The following is a 19,441-nucleotide window of genomic DNA, read 5'->3' on the forward strand; positions in this document are numbered from 1 at the left end:
ATTTCGAAGAACCTACGAGATATCAGGATATCTTGTTTCAACACTCTCTAAGTAACAACGATAATTAGAGATTCCCTATCCCGCTCGTTCCTCGCTTGTAGGGAGTGACGACGTTGGGCTCTTGAGCAAATCAAAAGTATATTCAGAGTCTAATAACCTCTTTCGTTTTCCACGCAAATACTCCCAAGCTGCCACATAACAACTTGTTTCTCAGAAACCAAAGCACGTCATTCCGAAGAGCCTAGGCGATATCAGGAATCTTGTTTCAACACTCTCTCTAAGCTGATGTTTCCATACGCTAGAAAAACAAAAAGGTCCTCAAACGAGGACCTTTCATCAATCAAATTATCACACTGAATCGCAGAAATAGAACGAGTCAGCCTGTACTACTTTGCAAAGAAAGCGAATTTACACAGAGAACTATGCGTAAACTGGTAGACGCTTACAGATCTCTAGAACTTTCTGCTTCGTCGCTTCGATAACTTCCTCGTTGCCGATGTTATCTAGAACGTCACACATCCAGTTTGCTAGCTCTTTCGCGTCATCTTCAGTGAAGCCGCGGCGAGTAATTGCTGGCGTACCAACACGGATACCAGACGTTACGAATGGGCTGCGTGGGTCGTTTGGAACCGAGTTCTTATTTACTGTGATGTTTGCTGCACCTAGTGCTGCATCTGCATCTTTACCTGTAATGTCTTTGTCGATTAGGTCAACTAGGAATAGGTGGTTCTCAGTACCGTTAGATACGATTTTGTAACCACGCTCTTGGAATTGACCAACCATTGCTTTCGCGTTTTTCACTACGTTAGCTTGGTAGGCTTTGAATTCAGGTTCCATCGCTTCTTTGAACGCTACAGCTTTACCAGCAATAACGTGCATTAGAGGACCACCTTGACCGCCAGGGAATACCGCTGAGTTCAGCTTCTTGTACAGCTCTTCACCTTCGTTAGAAAGGATAAGACCACCACGAGGACCTGCTAGCGTTTTGTGTGTAGTCGTTGTTACTACGTGAGCGTGTGGAACTGGTGTTGGGTACTCGCCTGCTGCGATTAGACCAGCAACGTGCGCCATGTCTACGAATAGGTAAGCATCAACTTTGTCTGCGATTTCACGCATGCGTTTCCAATCAACGATTTGCGAGTAAGCAGAAAAACCACCGATGATCATCTTAGGCTTGTGCTCAAGCGCTAGCTGTTCCATCTCGTCGTAGTTGATTTGACCTGCTTCGTCGATACCGTAAGGAATAACGTTGTAGTGCTTACCAGAGAAGTTTACTGGTGAACCGTGAGTTAGGTGACCACCGTGCGCTAGGCTCATACCTAGAACTGTGTCGCCTGGGTTTAGAAGCGCCATGTAAACTGCGCTGTTTGCTTGAGAACCTGAGTGAGGCTGTACGTTCGCGTACTCACAACCAAATAGTTGGCATGCACGATCGATTGCTAGTGCTTCAGCTTTATCTACGTACTCACAACCGCCGTAGTAACGCTTGCCTGGGTAGCCTTCAGCGTATTTGTTCGTTAGCTGAGAACCTTGAGCTTCCATTACACGTGGACTTGTGTAGTTTTCAGAAGCGATAAGTTCAATGTGTTCTTCCTGGCGAAGAGTCTCTTCCTGGATAGCTGCGAACAGTTCCGCATCGTAATCTGCGATGTTCATATCACGCTTAAGCATCTGTATCTCCTGACTCAGATTGGTACTGAAAGTTGCAAAAAAACTGAATAACGACCTAACGCAAACGTTTTCGTCGACCTAATGGCGCGCATTCTACATAATTTGATCTAGGTCATAAAGAGAAATTTACAATTTTTCTCATGCAGTTTTTTCATGGTGACAAGCAAGAAATATCATGACGATGTTGCAATCGTTTAACCATGATTCCCTGACTGTCAATTTTGTGCTTTACACCCTGTAAAACAACAATTACATAGGTTTACCGCAAATTTTACCCTCTAGCTACCGAAAAGATCATCTTTTTACTACTATGCACGCCCGAATTATCACAAACGACTGCATATTAGATGGAAAAACACTCAAGAAAAGAAGACTGGATGGCAATTCTTACAGGTACCTTTTTGGTAGCTCAAGGCGTTTTCTTTCTCCAATCCGCGAACCTCTTAACCGGAGGCACAACCGGATTGGCTCTGCTTATTAGCCAATTTACACCTTTTACGTTTGGTGTGCTTTACTTTTTAGCCAACTGTCCTTTTTACTTGCTCGCATGGAAACGCTTCGGTCGTCACTTTGCCATTAACAGTGCAATTTCTGGAGCTTTGGTTTCTATCTTTGCTGATCACCTGTATTTACTGATTTCATTGGAATCAATCAACGAAATTTACTGCGCGGTAGCGGGTGGCTTGCTGATGGGCTTAGGTATGTTGATCCTATTCCGTCATCGTTCAAGCTTGGGCGGCTTTAACGTATTGTGCTTATTCATCCAAGATAAGTTCGGTATTTCTGTAGGTAAATCCCAGATGGCAATTGACGCATGTATCTTGTTTGCGTCTTTCTTCTTCGTCACACCTTGGGTTATTGGGTTGTCGATACTTGGTGCCTTCGCACTGAACCTCGTACTTGCGATGAACCATAAACCGCATCGCTATTCGGTGAGCTACGGCTCATAACCTTTCCATGATGATTGGAGCGCAATTTATAAGATTTTGCGCTCCAATGACTATATAATATCTCGCCATTCACTAATCACTCATGATGGTATGCGAGACTTTCTACAACAAGCCAAACAAACCAAAAGTCAGATTGCTATTGGCGAGCTTATCTACAATCCAGAGACTCAAACTCTGCATAAACAAGCAGTCAGTATCGATCTTGAGCCGCGTACCGTCGAGTTACTGGAGCTGTTACTCACCAGTGTTGGACACCCACTCTCTGCTGAAACCATCATCGAGACCATTTGGCAAAGTAAGTTCATTTCAAAGAATGTCCTAACCAACCGAATCAGTACACTCAGAGCTTTGCTTCAAGAACACTTGCCGGAGCACGATGCAGCCAAATTGTTGGTCACCTACCCACGTAAAGGTTACTTCCTTAATCCAGCCAATATTCAATTGCTACCTCCAGCCCAGAAGGCTCAGCAAACCAAAGAGCCAGCTAAGAGCAACCTTGCCCCTGCGTCTCACAAATTCAAACTTGTTTATGGCTTATGCGCCGCACTTGCGCTAATGAGTATTGGGCTTGGGGTGACGCTGTGGCAGCAGCAAGGCATTTCAACTCAGCAAACTCGAAACCAACTCTTAATCCCTAAAGTAGAATTGTTGCTGAACCGTGTTGATGCTATAGGCACCACTGCTCGTGAGTACCGAACTCTAGTGAAAGCGATCTTGTTGCAGCAACAAGTCGAGTATCCTTATACCGATATCGCTAACCAAGATGCGCCGAGCTACTTTCTCGATCCAATTAATGAAACCCCTTATTTCCCTGGCGCACGAAACATGCAAACCAGCGATTATCAGCTCAACATTGAGCTAAAAGATGATTCCACAGAAGGGGGACTCAAAGCGCAAATGAACCTAATTTACCCAGCGACGGGAAAATTGGCGTTTCGTAATCAATACGAGCTCCGTATCAGCCATCTACAATCAGATATCTTTCGTATGCATGCAGATATCGCTCAATACTTTAATTTACCTGCACCTTCTCAGAGCAATTGGCAGTTAACCGATGCACACAAGAAAATGCTACTGGATGAGCAATTCTCAATGGATGGTATTAAAAACATGGATGAGTTTACTGCCATCACGATAGCTCGCCATCTCGCGTTGTACGAACAAAATCAAACCAAACTCGAAGGGTTTCTTTATCAAGTACAGTCCGAGTTCGATGCCTTACCCGATGAGCTGAACTTATGGATGGGTATCCTCAATTACAAACTCGGCAATCTCGATAAGGCGAAAACCTTATTGACGACACCGGCGGGAGACTCATTAATTCAGAATGCCCTGATTTACACTTTTGTATCTCATATTGCCTACAAGCAAAATAAGCTTGATCAGTTCCGCTTAAATTACATGGAATCGCTCGTAGCTCTTTTACGTGTTATGCCTTCTGAAGAGTTATTCAGTCGTTTGTCTCAGCCGGAATCGAAAGAAACCTGCTTACAGCCTTGGAAGAAGTTGCGTGTCAGTATTAAAGAAAAGGAAATTGTGATGCGCTGGAAGGCATTAATTGAAGAATACTGCACCAATATCGAAGAAGACATTAACCCAGAAAAAACAAAGACCTAAATATAAAATTAAGCTTTCATTTAACTCTATTAGTTTTTGTTTTTTGCCCTTTTTCTCACTCAAAACTTAGCATGGCGACATTCAAATAACGGCTCGATTTATCAGCCTTCTAAAATTAGGAATGTAAACTCATGCTTAAAAAAATGACGCTTCTCGCAGCAGCTACGATCGCACTTTACGGCTGTGGAGGGGGCGGTTCTTCTTCTGGTTCTACAAGCGAAAGCAAAGGTCCACAATCAAGCTTCGACTACCCAATCCAAAACTCATCTTTCAAACCTGAAGCAAGTACAAAGCTTCACTACGTCACTTCTGCTGACGGTCAACAGGGCGAACCTATAACGATAAGCTTTGAGCCAATGGCTGTTCAAAAGCTTATCGACCGACTACGCGACACCCAGCAAGATGACCCTTTTATTCCCGTTATCCAACTTCTGGAAAACAACGGCATTACACAGTTCTACCTAGACAGTAGCGAGCAAGAAGGTAATACCATTTACTTTGCTGGTATTGACGGTGCGCTACATGAAGTTACCGACCTTTATCTCATTGACTCTCTATCCAACGTCATGATGATGAACAGCAGCCCTCTATTTCGGTTAGAGGGGTCAACGGTGAAAGAGAAGGATCCAAACATTGATATCAGCAAACATCTCGTATCTGTAATCGTAGATTTGTCAGGAGAGCAAGTGAAACGCATGCTTGATTCCTTTGATGATAATCCTTGGGTAAACGCGTTAGCTGATAACGCTCAGTGTAAAACCACTTGGAGCCAACAAGTTGGGGAAACAGGTGCCCGCAAAACGTTTAATGTCTCCGGTAAATCGGTTGAAGCTGCATACCTAACCGAGAAAAATACTTATAACCTTGTATGTGACGGTATGGAATTGATCGATTCAAAAGAGTTTGAGAGTTCTGCTGAACGCTGGTTTAACCCAACTCTAGGATTCATTGAGCAAGTAGAACTGCTAAAGAGTGAACAGATTCAAGTGGAAGAAACGAAAGTAACTCTGAATAAGATCGAAAAAGCTTAATTCAGCCATCAAATCTTATTTAGATAAAAAGCAAAGGCTTTGGGGAGCACTCCAAAGCCTTTTGTTTAGGACCGAAATCCTTAGGGGAAGCTTAATTTTTACCCTTCAATCAGCAAGATGCGATTTTCGTAAGGACGCAGTACTTGGTGGTTGGAAGCAATCGCGCTGGTCGCATTTTGATAGTTGGAAAGCAGATTTTTGGCTTTACTCATATCAAAGCGCTCTGGTAATACACACTCTACTTCTTCGCCGTAATAGTTGTTAATACACAGCAGCGTTTGCTTGTCGTTCTGACGTGCGTAAGCAAAAATACGTTTGTGCTCAGGCAGTAAGTCCTCGTAACGACCATCGGTGATGACTGGTACCTGTTTACGCAGTTCAATCAAGCGCTTGTAGAAGTAGAACACCGAGTTTAAATCGGCAATCGCGGCTTCTGCGTTGATCTCTGAATAGTTCTGAGCCACCTCTAGCCACGGCGTGCCCTCAGTAAAGCCCGCGTGTTTCGCGCTGTTCCATTGCATTGGCGTACGTGAGTTATCACGCGACTTCTGTGCCAAAATCGCCATCATATCGTCGTGAGATACGTCATCGCGATTGACCATGATGTCGTACATGTTCGTGCTTTCAACATCGCGATATTGGCTGATTTCGGTGTAGCCCGGGTTGGTCATGCCGATCTCTTCACCTTGATAAACATAAGGCGTGCCTTGCATCATCTGCACCGATGCCGCAAGCATTTTGGCAGATTCAACACGGTATTGTTCGTCGTTACCTAATCGGCTCACAACGCGTGGTTGGTCATGGTTACACCAAAATAGCGCGCCCCACCCTTTGCCATTTAAGCCGGTTTGCCAATGGTTGAAGATCTGTTTTAGTTGGATGAAATCAAACGGCGCTTTCGTCCACTTATCACCATTCGGGTAATCGACTTTAAGATGGTGGAAATTGAACACCATTGACAGCTCTTTGCCATCTTGCGCTGAATACTGCTGACAATGCTCTAGCGTGGTGGAAGACATTTCACCCACCGTCACGCTACCGTACTTTTGGAACACAGCTTCGCTGATCTCTTGAAGATATTCATGTACACGTGGACCGTCAGTGTAGAAACGGCGACCATCACCAATATCGTCACTTGGAAAATCTTGTTGCTTGGAAATCAGGTTGATGACATCTAGACGGAAACCATCCACACCTTTCTCTGCCCAGAAGCCAATGACTTCTTTGACTTCTTCACGCACTACCGGGTTTTCCCAGTTTAGGTCCGCTTGCTCTTTAGCAAAAAGGTGCAAATAGTACTGACCCGTTTTTTCATCCAACGCCCAAGCGTTGCCACCAAACTTAGATTGCCAGTTGTTTGGCTCTGCGCCATCAACCGGATCTTTCCAGATGTAGTAATCACGGTATGGGCTGTTTTTATCACCCAATGCCGATTGGAACCACTTGTGTTCTGTCGAAGTATGATTCACCACGATATCCATGATGATTCGAATACCCAGCTGGTGAGCCTCAGCCAACAGGGTATCGAAATCTTGCATGGTGCCGAAATCTGGGTTGATCGCATAGTAATCGGAAATGTCATAACCGTTGTCGATCATTGGTGATTGATAAACCGGTGTCAGCCAAATCGCATCCACACCAAGGTGTTTTAGATAATCCAGCTTAGAAATGATCCCTTTGATATCGCCCGTGCCTTTACTTCCACTGTCACAAAAGCTTTTTGGGTAAATTTGGTAGATGGTTGCGGTTTTCCACCAGCTCTCATCATGCTTGGTCATTGCCATTTCTAACGCTCACTTACCATTAAACGGAAACTTAAAAATCTTAAAAAAATAGAGGAGATAAACGAGGCAGCCAAATCACTGCCTCAGTTTGAATTACGCGTTAGCGGTTTCTAACTCGCCTTTCATCTGTGCGCGTTTATACAACACAAGCGTCAGCGCTACTGGGACGACAATCGCCACCAACATCGCCAGAGCAAATACGCCCCAGAACTGCGGTTGGATAGACAAGATGCCCGGCAAACCGCCCACACCGATGCCGTTCGCCATCACACCTGCACTACCACAGATAGCAGCGGCAATCGCACTACCGATCATCGCGCTCAGCATTGGGAATTTGTATTTCAAGTTGATGCCGTACATCGCTGGCTCAGTCACACCAAGGTAAGCAGAGATAGCCGCAGGCACCGAGATATCACGCTCACCATGTTTTTTACTGATGATAATGATGCCGACTACTGCAGACGCTTGAGCAATATTTGAAAGTGCAATCAAAGGCCAAATTGGCGTGCCACCTAGCTCTTGCATCAGTTGAAGATCAACCGCGTTGGTGGTGTGGTGAATACCGGTAATTACCAATGGCGCATATAGGAAACCGAAGATGGTTGAGCCAATCATTGCGAAGTCACCCGTCATGGCTGCTTTTGCTGCGAAAGCAACGCCGTCACCCAACATACGACCAAATGGACCAATGATAGAGTGCGCAAGAATCACAGACACGATGATAGAGACAAACGGCACGACCACTAGATAGAGGTAAGAAGGAATGATGCGTTTTAAGTTGGTTTCAATAAACGCCAGAGCCATACCAGCAAGCATCGCTGGAATCACTTGCGCTTGATAGCCCACTTTCTCGATGGCGAATAAGCCAAAGTCCCATACTTCAGGCACTTGCTTACCAATTAAATAGGCGTTCATTAACTGTGGCGAAACCAGAGTCACGCCCAATGTGATACCCAGAATCGGAGTACCGCCAAGCTTTTTTACTGTCGACCAACACACGCCAACCGGTAGGAAGAAGAAGATCGCCTCACCAATTAGCCATAGGAAAGAGTGTACCGTTGCCCAAAACTGGCTGATTTCCGTTAGCGTTTGACCATCAAACATCTTGATGTCGCCAATCACGTTACGGAAACCAAGAATCAAACCACCGGTAATGATCGCTGGTAGCAGTGGTACAAAGATTTCAGCAAGGTGGGAAATACCACGCTCAACGATGTTCATGTTTTGACGAGCAGCGTTCTTAGATTCATCTTTGCTCGATTCACTTTTGCCGCTAAGATCGATCAGTACTTTGTAAACCTCATCAACTTCAGTGCCGATAACGACCTGAAATTGACCGGCATTGGTAAAGCAGCCCTTCACCATAGGCAGTGCATCTAACTGTTTTGTATCGGCTTTGTCAGTGTCATTCAACACGAAACGCAAGCGAGTTAAGCAGTGGCTTACACTGGCAATATTGTCCGATCCCCCGACCAGCTCAATAAGACGCTGTACATCTTGACGCGCAATCTTACTCATAACTTTGTCCACCCTGTATTGGATACATTCAATTCATCGTTTTATTTTTATAATGGGAACATTCCCACTCGATGATTTTAATATTGCCATTTCGCATTCAAAAACAAAATGGGAACAGTCCCATTAATTGAGAATGATCACAGTATAATTTTAGAGCAGATCATCGAAAGGAGGATTAACGACGGATAGGCTGCTGGGTAAAATGCACCACAGACTCATCACCATTTAATTGATTAATCAGCATGTTAGCGGATTTTTCACCAGCATGAGAGTAGCCTGGATCTACGCTGAAGACATTCGGGAAGAGAAAAGAAAGTAATTCGTTACCACCGACACCGGTAACCACCACATCTTCACGTCCCACTTCTTGCAGACGTTTAATCACACCTAGAGCGATGGTATCACTGGCACAAACAATGGCTTGTGTATCGGATTGAAGAACGTGATCCACCAGCTGATACGCACTTTCGTGGCTAAGCTTGCCAGTTTTAAAACATGGTTCGATGCGCTTTTTCTCACACCAAGCTTGGTAAGCATTTAGGCGAGCGAGACCCGTGGTACGGTCTTCTGGATCAACACCAATATAGGCAATACGAGAAATAGATTGTTGTTCCAGGTGGGAGAGCGCCATATCGATAACGCCTTGGTTATCGTAGTTGATCGAGGAAACCATTTGCGTGTCCATCGCGATCACGACAATGCGATTGCCCCACTCAGCCAAAGCTTGTTCATCACACCCAGTAAAACCAAACACGATCACCCCATCGACATTGCGACGTTTGAGCACATCCAAATGTTCATTGGTTTTATCGCGATCGAACTGGCTCTCCATGATCACCACGTCATACCCTGCCGAATACAAAGCGTTGAGCATGGTACCAACGGCGCGGTTCTCTGATGGCGAATCCAGACGAGAGATGATCACACCGATCACCTTTTGGCTGCCGCCACGCATCGACTGAGCCGATTTTGAGGGTACATAACCTGATTCACGAATGATTTGCTCTACCTTCTCACGCGTTTGCGGTTTTACCTTGGGATCATTGGTAAGCACACGACTGACCGTCGACTTGCCTACGCCAGCCAGTTTCGCGATATCAAGAATGGTGAGTTTTTTGCTCATAAGTGTTCAGACTAAAAGAAGGAATCAAACAAAAGGGAAGCAGCGGCTTCCCTTATCTCAGTCAGTAATGAAGATTACTTGTTTAGGTACGCAGGCACGTCTGCAATGCTACCTAATACTACCGTTGCAATCGCTTCGCCTTGTTCTGTTACTGGCTTACCAGTGCGAACCAAAATCTTAGTGCCAACGCCTGCCGCTTCTGCTGCCATCATGTCTTCGGCTTTGTCGCCGATCATCACAGATTTCTCCATGTCGATCTTCAAGAAGTCACGCGCAGAAATAAACATACCTGGTTTTGGCTTACGACAATCACAATCTTGCTTGTACTCACCAATGCCATGCTCCGGATGATGCGGGCAGTAGTAGATGCCGTCGAACTCAACGCCATTATCAGCGAAGTTCCAGTCCATCCATTGAGTCAGAGACAAGAAACGGTCTTCGCTGAATTTACCACGTGCAATGCCAGATTGATTGGTCACAAGCACCAGCAGGTAGCCTTTATCTTTCAGCGCTTTTGTCGCTTCAAAGACACCGTCAATGTACTCAAAATCATGTTCGTCATGAACGTAGCCGTGGTCAACGTTGATCACGCCGTCACGGTCGATAAAAACAGCAGGTTTTGCCAAAACGTATTTCTCTATTTACTCGGTTTTATCAGATTATTACATACCTTATAAGCACTCACACTATCTAATTGGTGTGAGTGGGCGACAAAACAGTTGATTTGTCGCCCGAGAATCGGTAAATCTTGAGTATCCCTCTTATATATGCCCTTCCGCCAAACATTCTCTGTTTTCCTTTTCCAACAGAACATCCATACATTTAGACGTCTAGACGTAAAAATATCTATTGACTTAATACTACTTAACCCATAGCATCAACTGAGAATTGAGATAGAGTTCAAAATTTACTCCTGTTAAAAGCCGTTTTTAACAGCGAAGTTCCCAGTATCTCTGTGCAGGTTGAAACATGATAGAAATAAAAAACGTCAATAAAGTGTTCTACCAAGGCAGTAAGGAAATTCTTGCCCTTAAGGACATTAATCTAGATATCGCGAAGGGCACCATCTTCGGTGTTATTGGCTCATCGGGCGCGGGTAAAAGTACCCTAATCCGCTGTGTGAACATGCTGGAAGCCCCGACATCGGGTTCCATCATCGTAGATGGCGTTGATCTAACCAAATTAAGCAAAAAGCAATTGGGAGAAACTCGCCGTAACATCGGGATGATCTTCCAACACTTTAACCTGCTGTCGTCTCGCACCGTTTTCGACAATGTCGCACTCCCTCTTGAGCTAGCAGGCAAAGACAAAGCGCAAATCACAACAAAAGTGACTGAGCTACTTAAACTCGTTGGTCTTTCAGACAAGCATGAAAGCTACCCAGCAAACCTAAGTGGTGGTCAAAAGCAACGCGTGGCGATTGCACGTGCACTGGCATCAGACCCTAGCGTTTTGCTGTGTGACGAAGCAACCAGTGCACTGGATCCAGCAACGACTCAGTCCATCTTAGAACTACTAAAAGAAATCAACCGCAAGCTAGAAATCACCATTCTACTGATCACTCACGAAATGGAAGTGGTTAAGAGCATCTGTCACGAAGTGGCGATCATCGGTGATGGTGAGCTAGTGGAAAAAGGTACCGTTGGTGAAATCTTCGCGCATCCGAAGACTGCACTGGCGCACGAGTTCATTCGCTCTACTTTGGATCTTTCTATCCCAGAAGATTACCAAGCTCGCTTACAAACCACGCGCGTAGAAAACAGCTACCCATTGGTTCGCTTAGAATTTACTGGCGCAACCGTGGATGCGCCTCTAATGACGCAGATCGCTCGTAAGTACAACATCGACGTAAGCATTCTAAGCTCTGATCTGGATTACGCTGGCGGCGTGAAGTTCGGCATGATGGTCGCAGAGCTGTTTGGTAACGAAGAAGACGATAACGCAGCGATTGAGTTCCTGCGTGAGCACAACGTGAAAGTAGAGGTACTTGGCTATGTCCTTTAATACAATTTCTGAATGGCTGAGCCTAAACAGCAACCTACTTTTGGGCGCAACATGGGAAACCCTATACATGGTTGCGGTTGCTGGCATCGTTGGTTTTGCTGTTGGTATTCCACTAGGCGTAATTTTGCACACCACTAAAAAAGGTGGCTTGCTGGAGAACACCAAACTTAATCGCGTGCTTGGCGCCATCGTTAACATCGGTCGCTCGGTTCCTTTCCTAGTGCTGATGGTTGCGATTATTCCAGTAACCAAACTGTTGGTTGGCACCTTTATCGGTACAACAGCAGCGATTGTTCCTTTGACTATCGGTGCAATCCCATTTGTGGCGCGTCTCATTGAAGGTGCACTGCTGGAAGTACCATCAGGTTTGGTTGAGGCTGCACAATCTATGGGCGCAACACCAACACAAATCATCACAAAAGTTCTGCTTCCTGAAGCAATGCCGACTATTGTTAACTCAGTAACGATTACCCTAGTAACACTTGTAAGCTACTCAGCAATGGCGGGTACGGTAGGCGGCGGCGGTCTTGGTGACGTAGCTATCCGTTATGGCTTCCACCGTTACGACGTAGTCATCATGGCAGTAACGGTCGTGATGCTGATTGTTCTAGTACAAATTATTCAGTCTATCGGTGATGCAATCGTACGCCGTGTAGACCACAGATAAGAATTGAAAATACCAATTATAAGGAGATAAAGATGAAATTTAGCCTTAAGAGTCTTTTGACTGTTGCAACTGCCGCTTCTGCACTGGTTCTTGCTGGTTGTGGTGACAAAGAAGTCGACGTGAATAAAGTAAAAGTTGGCGTAATGGCAGGTGCTGAAGCTCAAGTTGCGGAAGTTGCAGCAAAAGTTGCTAAAGAGAAATATAACCTGGATGTTGAGTTGGTTACCTTTACCGATTACGTAACACCAAACGCAGCACTAGATGATGGCTCAATCGACGCAAACGCGTTCCAACACAAGCCATACCTAGATCAGCAAGTAAAAGATCGTGGCTACAAGCTAGTAACTGCAGGCAACTCTTTCGTATACCCTATCGCTGGTTACTCTAAGCAAGTGAAATCAGTGGATGAAATCGAAGATGGTGCTCGCATCGCGGTTCCAAACGATCCAACTAACCTAGGTCGTTCTCTTCTACTTCTTGAGCAACAAGGTCTGATCGAACTGCGCGATGGCGTTGGTCTACTGGCAACAGTACGTGACATCGTAGGTAACCCGAAAAACATCACTATCGTTGAACTAGACGCAGCACAGCTTCCACGTTCTCTTGATGACGTTGCGGTTTCTATCATCAACACAACTTACGCAAGTTCAATTGACCTAACACCTGAGCGTGACGGTATCTTCGTAGAAGACAAAGAGTCTCCATACGTAAACCTTATCGTTGCTCGTGAAGACAACGTTCAAGCAGCTAACGTACAAAACTTCGTGAAAGCATACCAAACAGATGAAGTTTACGAAGCAGCGAAAGACATCTTCAAAGGTGGCGTAGTGAAAGGTTGGTAATCCCCTCTTTCTACAACACTTTAAACTTAAAAAGGGCGCTCATCGGAGCGCCCTTTTTGCATTTGTTTTCATTGCGGTTTTATATCGCTAGAACAGCTGAACTTCGTCTTGCTCAAGCTTCTTTTGCTCCTGTTCTGGCTGCGTATCCACTTGCGGATGTTTAAACACATAAGGCGCTAAAAACGCAGTAAACGGGATAGTAAGCACAATGCCTACACTGCCCGCTAACGCGTTCACCACTGCAAGTCCCACCAGCGGCATATTCATAAACTGGCTCGCAGGCATGTTAAGCCCCCATACCATCATGATAGTTGTTAACGATCCACCAGCAAACGCTAAAATCAAGGTGTTAGTCATGGTGCCCATGATGTCTCGACCAATATTCATCGACGCTCTAACCAACTGCTTTGGTTTGAGTTTCGGGTCGGTTTGTTGCAGCTCCGCATACGCCGATGCAATCGAAATCGCAACGTCCATAACAGCGCCAAGTGCAGCAACGACAATCGTCACGAACATCAACCAACGGATGCCCATCTTTACCGACGTTAGGTAAATCACGTCTTCGCCCTTGTCGAGGTAAATGCCCGACAAGTGCGCTATTTCACCGAACCACTGCGCCATTACACCCGCGGCGATCACACCCAATAATGTGCCGCCCATGGCACATAAACTCTTACGGTTATAGCCAGAGACGAGAATAAAGCTGACTACAATGATCACCACCATCAATAAGATGCTGACCAACATCGGATTCCAACCCGCAAAAATACTCGGCACCAACACGCCAACGATCAATGCCGCAGTAAAATAGAGCGCGACCATTGAGTTAATGCCCTCTTTCTTGCCAAAGCTCAGTAGCAGCGCACAGAACAGCACAAGCATAAGGTAAATCGCGTCTGAGCGTTTGTGGTTATACGCCCAATAAACGGTACCATTGGTGGTTTCGCGGATCATCATAATGAAAGTATCGCCTTCACCAACGTACACATTGTGCTGGCGACTAAGAGGATTGGTGACTTCCACCTCTAAACCTTCGCTCTCTCCCTCAAGGATTTTTGCCATGAAGACTTGCTTACCAGTCATCACATCCGGCACAAGCGGATCTGGCGCAACATGGTTTGAGATCGAACGCGTGACAGTCGCTTCAACAAACTCTTGTTGTTGACGAGATTTGGGACGGAAATCTTCACTCCACGAAGAAGAAAACTGAAAGATAAGCGTGGAGATAAGGGTAATCAGTAGGGTGAAACCCCATCGGTTATAGATTCTTTTGATCATGAAGCACTCTTCTACATCACTCACTAAACGGGCTTTGCCTCTGGTGAGTAAAATTAGGCGCGGTAAAGATTACCGCGCCCATATGCAGGATTAATGAGTTGGGTTACAACCTGCGACTTTCTCATCAAGCGTCGCCGCGTCTTTGTTAGGGTTAACAAAGTAGCTAGACGAATCATTGATGTTCACAGACTTAACAATTGCAGGGTATTTCGGGTTTTCCAAATCAATCGAGACACAGATTTCCATGTTCTTCAATTGATCCCACAGCGCCTTGCCTTTACCTTCTCTTAGTGTCGTAATTTCACCACTTGGCAGGTATTGCGTGAACGACCAGTTACCAACGTTGCCATTAAAATCTGCCACGTTGATGCCTTTGTTCTTCTCAACATAAGCCGTCAACATATCGCGGATTGCGTATACCGGCTCATTCACTGAGTCGTAGAACACGTCATCTTTGCTCGCCCAACCAAACTTCTGGATTTGCGAACCAAAGCGGTAGCTGTTCATTGCCACTTTGTAAGTTGCATTAGGATCGAACTGTTCACCGCCAATGCTAGTGATGTTGACGCGGCTGCCTTCATTCGTCACTGTATTGTTTTCATCCAACTCAAGAGACGGCTTACTCAGATCCACAGTAAATTCGATATCACCATCAAATTGGTCGTATAGGTAAGCAGGAGCGCCTTTCTTGAACGAAACGGTAATGTCACCCGGTTGGTATTGGTTGAAGTAAGAGTAAGACCATTCGATGAAGCGTTTTAGGTTGGCACCTGTCATCTCCACACCAAGCAAGGTGTTGTCGTATTTATACAAGTTAGTCGACTTACCTTTGGTGTACACTTCGTTGTCTATTAAGTTAGATTGATCAGAGAACAGAGATGCTGCAGAGACTATCGCGCCGTTACCTTTACCCATCGCCGCTTCGATTTGCTGCATTTGGATTTGGTTAATCACATCCATCAATGGTGTATCAACCACTTTCGCAAGGTGAATCGTCGAGTACAGACGCTCTGCGGTGTAGTTGTAATCCGTCGCGGTCGCTTCATCTGGAAAGCCTGTTGCGCTTGGTGTGAAGTTGCCCGTTACACGACCAAGCTCGCGCGTCGCGTCTTCAACCGAAATATCATGCACGTATTGGAATTTCGCTTGTAGAGCCTGCTCTTCTTTGACCTTCTTCGTGCCGATGTTGGTTAACGTGGTATCTTCCATTGTCCACTTACCATCGACTTTCTTCAGTTGAATCTCAGCTTTGGCAAGGTAAGCACCCCACTTACCTGGCTCAATGATTTTCACGCTTTGTGCTCGGTTATCTTGAGTGTATTCGCCAGACTTGGCTTTATCTTCAATCAACGTATTTTCGCCGCCGATTTCTGATGTTGATTTGCTGATTGGTGTGACTGTGCCGTCCGCATTCACTTGCTCGATGTAGTTCGCGTGTTCGTGACCCGCTAGAATAACGTCGAATTTATCCGCCATTGCAGACGCAATTTCATAAACGCCCACACCACCGTCTTCTTGGCGACCAAGGTGAAGCGCACCCACGATCACATCTGGATTGTACTTAGACACCAGTTGATCAACCGCTTCTTTGGTTGCGTCCAATTCGTTCTCAAACTTCAAACCTTTGAAGTGATCCGGAGCTGAGGCTTCCCAGTTCGGCACGTTCGATGGCGTTAGACCAACGATCGCCACTTTCACACCTTCCACTTCAAACATTTGGAACGCGCGAATGTAGTTCACATCGTTACTTTCCCACTTGATGTTAGAAGACAGGACCGCACCATTAAAATGATCGAGGTTGCGATCGACAAACGAACGCTCAAAGTTAAATTCATGGTTGCCTGGTACCCAAACATCAAAGCCAAGAGAGTTCATGCTCTCAACCACAGGGTGAGTTGGGTCATCGTTGAATAGCTGCGCGGAGTTGCCCTGAACCGTATCACCGATATCAATCAGGATCATATTTGGATGTGCCGCTTTTTGACCAGCAAGCAAGGTTGCGATGCGGGTAATACCAGCGTCATCGTCTACGGCATTTAGCGCATAGTCAAAACCAAACAAGCGACCATGTAAATCCGATGTCGCCGCGATAGCAATGGTGACTTCGTCATCTTGCGTTGCTTCACCTTTGACGACGACGTCAGGTGTGTTAGTTAGCGTTTTACCCTCTGCGACCACTGGACTGTAATCTGATGGTACCTCTACGTATTTGGTTTCATCATCGTTACAACCAGCCATCAAGCCGACAACTGCAATACAGATTAGGCTTCGTTTAAATAAAGTCATCTCAATTCCTTCCAGATTATTTTTTTATATATATTTTCGGAAGGGGCCCTCTTCCCAAAACCTCAAAAAGGATATGGATATTATTTGAAATTTTTGAGAAGCAAACGTTTCAATGCTTATAAACCATGCAACTAAGTTACATTTTTCTTTGAACATGAACAAAGATCACAATCAAGGGGATGAGAGGAATGGTCAATGAAAATGCTTTTCGAATCAATGTATTGATAAAATAAATAATAGAAAATTTCACCAATCAACCCTGATTCATTTATAGCGATAGAAAAAGCTGACATAGACGCCAGCTTTTTAAAAATAGACTACTTGATGTGGTCCCAAGAGATATTGGAGACAATTCGGCAATCGTCACACTTAAAGTAGAAGATGTCGTGCAGCGGTTCGTCTAGTAACCAGTCACCACCACATTTGGGACACTTGCGCGCTTTTTCCGCTTCCAGTGACTCACCACCAACTCGGTATTGGTAGTAATAAGTCGGGATCTTGGTGATGTATTCAATACGACCACGCAAATCCCAACCTCGACGGAACAGCACGCTGTCAGCGTCGCAAATTTCATGCAGCGCAGCGTGTTCAGCACGACAGCCACCTGCCATTTGGATTTCATCACACGCTTGCCATTCGGTTTGCCATTTCACCACCGCTTTGTGGTCACCATTCAACGTAGCGCCATTACGGTAAAGCGGAATTGGTAACAGTGTCTCGCCGCTGCGCAGTGGAGAACAAGTATGAACGTACGTGGTGTACAGCACTTGCCAGCTAGGTGTCTCTTCTTCCGCCGCTTCTTCTGAGTTCAAATCACGACCCAACATGCGCATTTTCGGCGCAAGCAACGAGGCTTCCGACAAACGATTCATGCACACTTTGACGAAATCAGAATGGTAACGAGGGTGCAAACTGTCTTGCTCTGGGCAAACCACGCGAACATAAAACTCGCCATCACCCATCACGATAGGAAACTCACGACCAAGCACCTGACCGTTGTAGCGCAATGCGTCCATCAGACCATTAATCGCTTTATCAACCGCGCTTACGGTAGTGTTATCAAAACACTCAAACTGCAACTCAACAACGTACATGCTTACACTGCAGCCTCTAGTTTGCTTAGAAACTCGGTGAGCGTCTCAGCCAGTACGTCGCGTTTGTCTGAGCCTAAGCGCTCAAGAATCACATTACCGGTTAAGTTACAGATAGAAATAACATCCAACTCTGCATCTGTCGCTGCGATAAATACCGTCGGCTTTAATTTTAGACGACGCTGAGTGACTAGATGACCAAGAATATTTTCTTGCAGACGAGTAAAGTCATCATCACTCCATACTTGCAGCAACGTCAGTTCGTTACCTTGCCAAGTTGCGTCCATATCAGCGCTGTACTGAGAACCGTAAAAGGTTTTGATGTCTTCATGCAGCGTCAGCTCAATTGCGTTCTCAACGTTAGTGAAATCCGCCATTTCTTCACGTGGGAATGCTTTCCACAATACGGCCCCGTCGCGTTTCTCTTCTACACATGGAGAAACAAGATCAGCAAGCTCTTCACTGCGTGGCAGTTCGTTATGCTCGTCTTGCCAAGCTTGTTGGTAGCGCAGGCTAAAGTCCTGTAGAGCCTGAGTAACGGTTTGGGTCATGAAGGTCTCCTGGTTAGTTTTTATCAGGTCGCGGTGTCTGCCGGATGGCAATTAATCAGCGGATTCAGTAAAATTCTCGCCATTCTAATCGAAAATGACCACAAAGTATGAGCAAATATTCTGACGCTAAAGAGCTTGCTGGCCTAACTCTGGGTAAAAAGACCGAGTACGCAAATCAATACGACGCAAGCTTGCTGCAACCTGTACCTCGCAGCCTAAACCGTGATGACCTTGAACTTGGCGACAGCCTACCGTTTATGGGTCACGATATTTGGACGCTGTACGAGCTATCTTGGCTAAACAGTAAAGGCTTGCCTCAAGTTGCCGTTGGCGAAGTCTACATCCCAGCAACCAGCGCAAACTTAATTGAGTCAAAGTCGTTCAAGTTGTACCTAAACAGCTACAACCAAACGCGTTTTGCTACTTGGGAAGAAGTCACTGAGCGTTTAGCGCAAGATTTATCAGCATGCGCTGGCGAGCAAGTACTTGTGGAAGTGAATCCAGTTAGTCACTACACCAACCAACCTATTGTCACGATGGAAGGTGAATGCATTGACGATCAAGACATCGAAATCACTAGCTACGACTTTGATGCAGCGCTTCTAGACGGCGCTGCAGGTAACGAGCAAGTGGAAGAAGTACTTCACAGCCATTTACTAAAATCAAACTGTTTGATCACCAACCAGCCAGATTGGGGCAGCGTAGAAATTCGCTACCAAGGCGCTAAGCTTGATCATGAGAAGCTGCTTCGCTACTTGGTTTCATTCCGTGAACACAATGAGTTCCACGAGCAATGTGTTGAACGTATCTTCACTGACTTGATGAAGTACTGCCAACCAACGAAGCTAACCGTATTCGCACGTTACACGCGTCGTGGTGGTTTGGATATCAACCCTTACCGCTCAACGGAACAAGACAAGCCAGCGCACAATAATCGCATGGCTCGTCAATAATCTGAGTACTTAATCAAAAGCGAATGAGCTAAATACTCAACACTCATTGCTTAAATACTCAAAAACGCCCAGCTA

The 19,441-nt window shown here is 45.6% G+C and carries 16 protein-coding genes; 7 read left to right on the top strand and 9 right to left on the bottom strand.

Translation table 11 applies throughout. The annotated features are described in order from the left end of the window. Positions 1 to 420 precede the first annotated feature (420 nt). Complete coding sequence (gene glyA, locus ABMY42_RS11185) at positions 421 to 1,671, bottom strand: serine hydroxymethyltransferase (protein ID WP_005440106.1); 1,251 nt, start codon at positions 1,669 to 1,671, stop codon at positions 421 to 423. A 347-nt stretch (positions 1,672 to 2,018) separates the two neighbouring features. On the opposite strand from glyA, the gene ABMY42_RS11190 reads away from it, so the two are divergent. The 3 genes from ABMY42_RS11190 (at position 2,019) to ABMY42_RS11200 (ending at position 5,269) form a co-directional block, all read left to right on the top strand. Beyond that, complete coding sequence (locus tag ABMY42_RS11190) at positions 2,019 to 2,621, top strand: YitT family protein (protein ID WP_005447540.1); 603 nt, start codon at positions 2,019 to 2,021, stop codon at positions 2,619 to 2,621. A gap of 90 nt (positions 2,622 to 2,711) precedes the next feature. Next, on the top strand, positions 2,712 to 4,238 hold the full coding sequence (locus tag ABMY42_RS11195; protein ID WP_045488645.1) for a winged helix-turn-helix domain-containing protein: 1,527 nt from the start codon (positions 2,712 to 2,714) through the stop codon (positions 4,236 to 4,238). A gap of 131 nt (positions 4,239 to 4,369) precedes the next feature. Beyond that, positions 4,370 to 5,269 (top strand): hypothetical protein, encoded by a 900-nt coding sequence (locus tag ABMY42_RS11200; RefSeq protein ID WP_349266291.1) that lies wholly within the window; start codon positions 4,370 to 4,372, stop codon positions 5,267 to 5,269. A 98-nt stretch (positions 5,270 to 5,367) separates the two neighbouring features. On the opposite strand, the gene treC is transcribed toward ABMY42_RS11200, so the two are convergent. The 4 genes from treC to gmhB form a co-directional block, all read right to left on the bottom strand. Then, on the bottom strand, positions 5,368 to 7,053 hold the full coding sequence (gene treC / locus ABMY42_RS11205) for an alpha,alpha-phosphotrehalase (RefSeq protein WP_349266292.1): 1,686 nt from the start codon (positions 7,051 to 7,053) through the stop codon (positions 5,368 to 5,370). Positions 7,054 to 7,146: 93 nt separating this feature from the next. Continuing rightward, positions 7,147 to 8,571, bottom strand: coding sequence for a PTS trehalose transporter subunit IIBC (gene treB, locus ABMY42_RS11210; RefSeq protein WP_069686869.1), 1,425 nt, complete (start codon positions 8,569 to 8,571; stop codon positions 7,147 to 7,149). A 175-nt stretch (positions 8,572 to 8,746) separates the two neighbouring features. Further along, positions 8,747 to 9,694, bottom strand: coding sequence for a trehalose operon repressor TreR (treR, locus tag ABMY42_RS11215; RefSeq protein WP_017188437.1), 948 nt, complete (start codon positions 9,692 to 9,694; stop codon positions 8,747 to 8,749). Between the two features lie 74 nt (positions 9,695 to 9,768). After that, the gene (gene gmhB, locus ABMY42_RS11220) at positions 9,769 to 10,320 is read right to left on the bottom strand and encodes a D-glycero-beta-D-manno-heptose 1,7-bisphosphate 7-phosphatase (RefSeq protein ID WP_349266293.1); all 552 of its coding nucleotides are present in this window, start codon (positions 10,318 to 10,320) and stop codon (positions 9,769 to 9,771) included. 343 nt (positions 10,321 to 10,663) lie between these two features. Between gmhB and metN the strand changes: the two genes are divergently transcribed. Genes metN through ABMY42_RS11235 form a run of 3 tightly spaced genes read left to right on the top strand, consistent with a single transcriptional unit; the run spans position 10,664 to position 13,207 of the window. After that, on the top strand, positions 10,664 to 11,698 hold the full coding sequence (gene metN, locus ABMY42_RS11225) for a methionine ABC transporter ATP-binding protein MetN (protein WP_005447548.1): 1,035 nt from the start codon (positions 10,664 to 10,666) through the stop codon (positions 11,696 to 11,698). After that, positions 11,688 to 12,365, top strand: a complete 678-nt coding sequence (locus ABMY42_RS11230; RefSeq protein WP_005432672.1) for a methionine ABC transporter permease — start codon at positions 11,688 to 11,690, stop codon at positions 12,363 to 12,365. Before metN ends, ABMY42_RS11230 begins: the two co-directional genes overlap by 11 nt. A gap of 32 nt (positions 12,366 to 12,397) precedes the next feature. Further along, a complete protein-coding gene (locus tag ABMY42_RS11235) occupies positions 12,398 to 13,207 on the top strand; it encodes a MetQ/NlpA family lipoprotein (RefSeq protein ID WP_005447551.1) in 810 nt (269 codons plus the stop codon). An 87-nt stretch (positions 13,208 to 13,294) separates the two neighbouring features. Here ABMY42_RS11235 and ABMY42_RS11240 read toward each other — a convergent pair whose 3' ends face one another. The 4 genes from ABMY42_RS11240 to syd all read right to left on the bottom strand — a co-directional run bounded on the left by ABMY42_RS11240 (position 13,295) and on the right by syd (position 18,413). Further along, on the bottom strand, positions 13,295 to 14,485 hold the full coding sequence (locus ABMY42_RS11240; protein ID WP_349266294.1) for a YibE/F family protein: 1,191 nt from the start codon (positions 14,483 to 14,485) through the stop codon (positions 13,295 to 13,297). Between the two features lie 90 nt (positions 14,486 to 14,575). Continuing rightward, complete coding sequence (locus ABMY42_RS11245) at positions 14,576 to 16,771, bottom strand: 5'-nucleotidase C-terminal domain-containing protein (protein WP_038898522.1); 2,196 nt, start codon at positions 16,769 to 16,771, stop codon at positions 14,576 to 14,578. A gap of 317 nt (positions 16,772 to 17,088) precedes the next feature. Beyond that, the gene (locus ABMY42_RS11250; protein WP_005447555.1) at positions 17,089 to 17,865 is read right to left on the bottom strand and encodes a Zn-ribbon-containing protein; all 777 of its coding nucleotides are present in this window, start codon (positions 17,863 to 17,865) and stop codon (positions 17,089 to 17,091) included. Between the two features lie 2 nt (positions 17,866 to 17,867). Then, entirely contained in the window at positions 17,868 to 18,413 is a 546-nt protein-coding gene (syd, locus tag ABMY42_RS11255) for a SecY-interacting protein (protein ID WP_005447560.1), read from the bottom strand. Positions 18,414 to 18,520: 107 nt separating this feature from the next. On the opposite strand from syd, the gene queF reads away from it, so the two are divergent. Next, positions 18,521 to 19,366 carry an NADPH-dependent 7-cyano-7-deazaguanine reductase QueF gene (queF, locus tag ABMY42_RS11260; protein ID WP_349266295.1) on the top strand — a complete coding sequence of 282 codons (846 nt, stop codon included), beginning with the start codon at positions 18,521 to 18,523 and terminating at the stop codon, positions 19,364 to 19,366. Positions 19,367 to 19,441: the final 75 nt, after the last annotated feature.

Source organism: Vibrio sp. SSH13-20 (assembly GCF_040104475.1).
Lineage (GTDB): Bacteria > Pseudomonadota > Gammaproteobacteria > Enterobacterales > Vibrionaceae > Vibrio > Vibrio harveyi.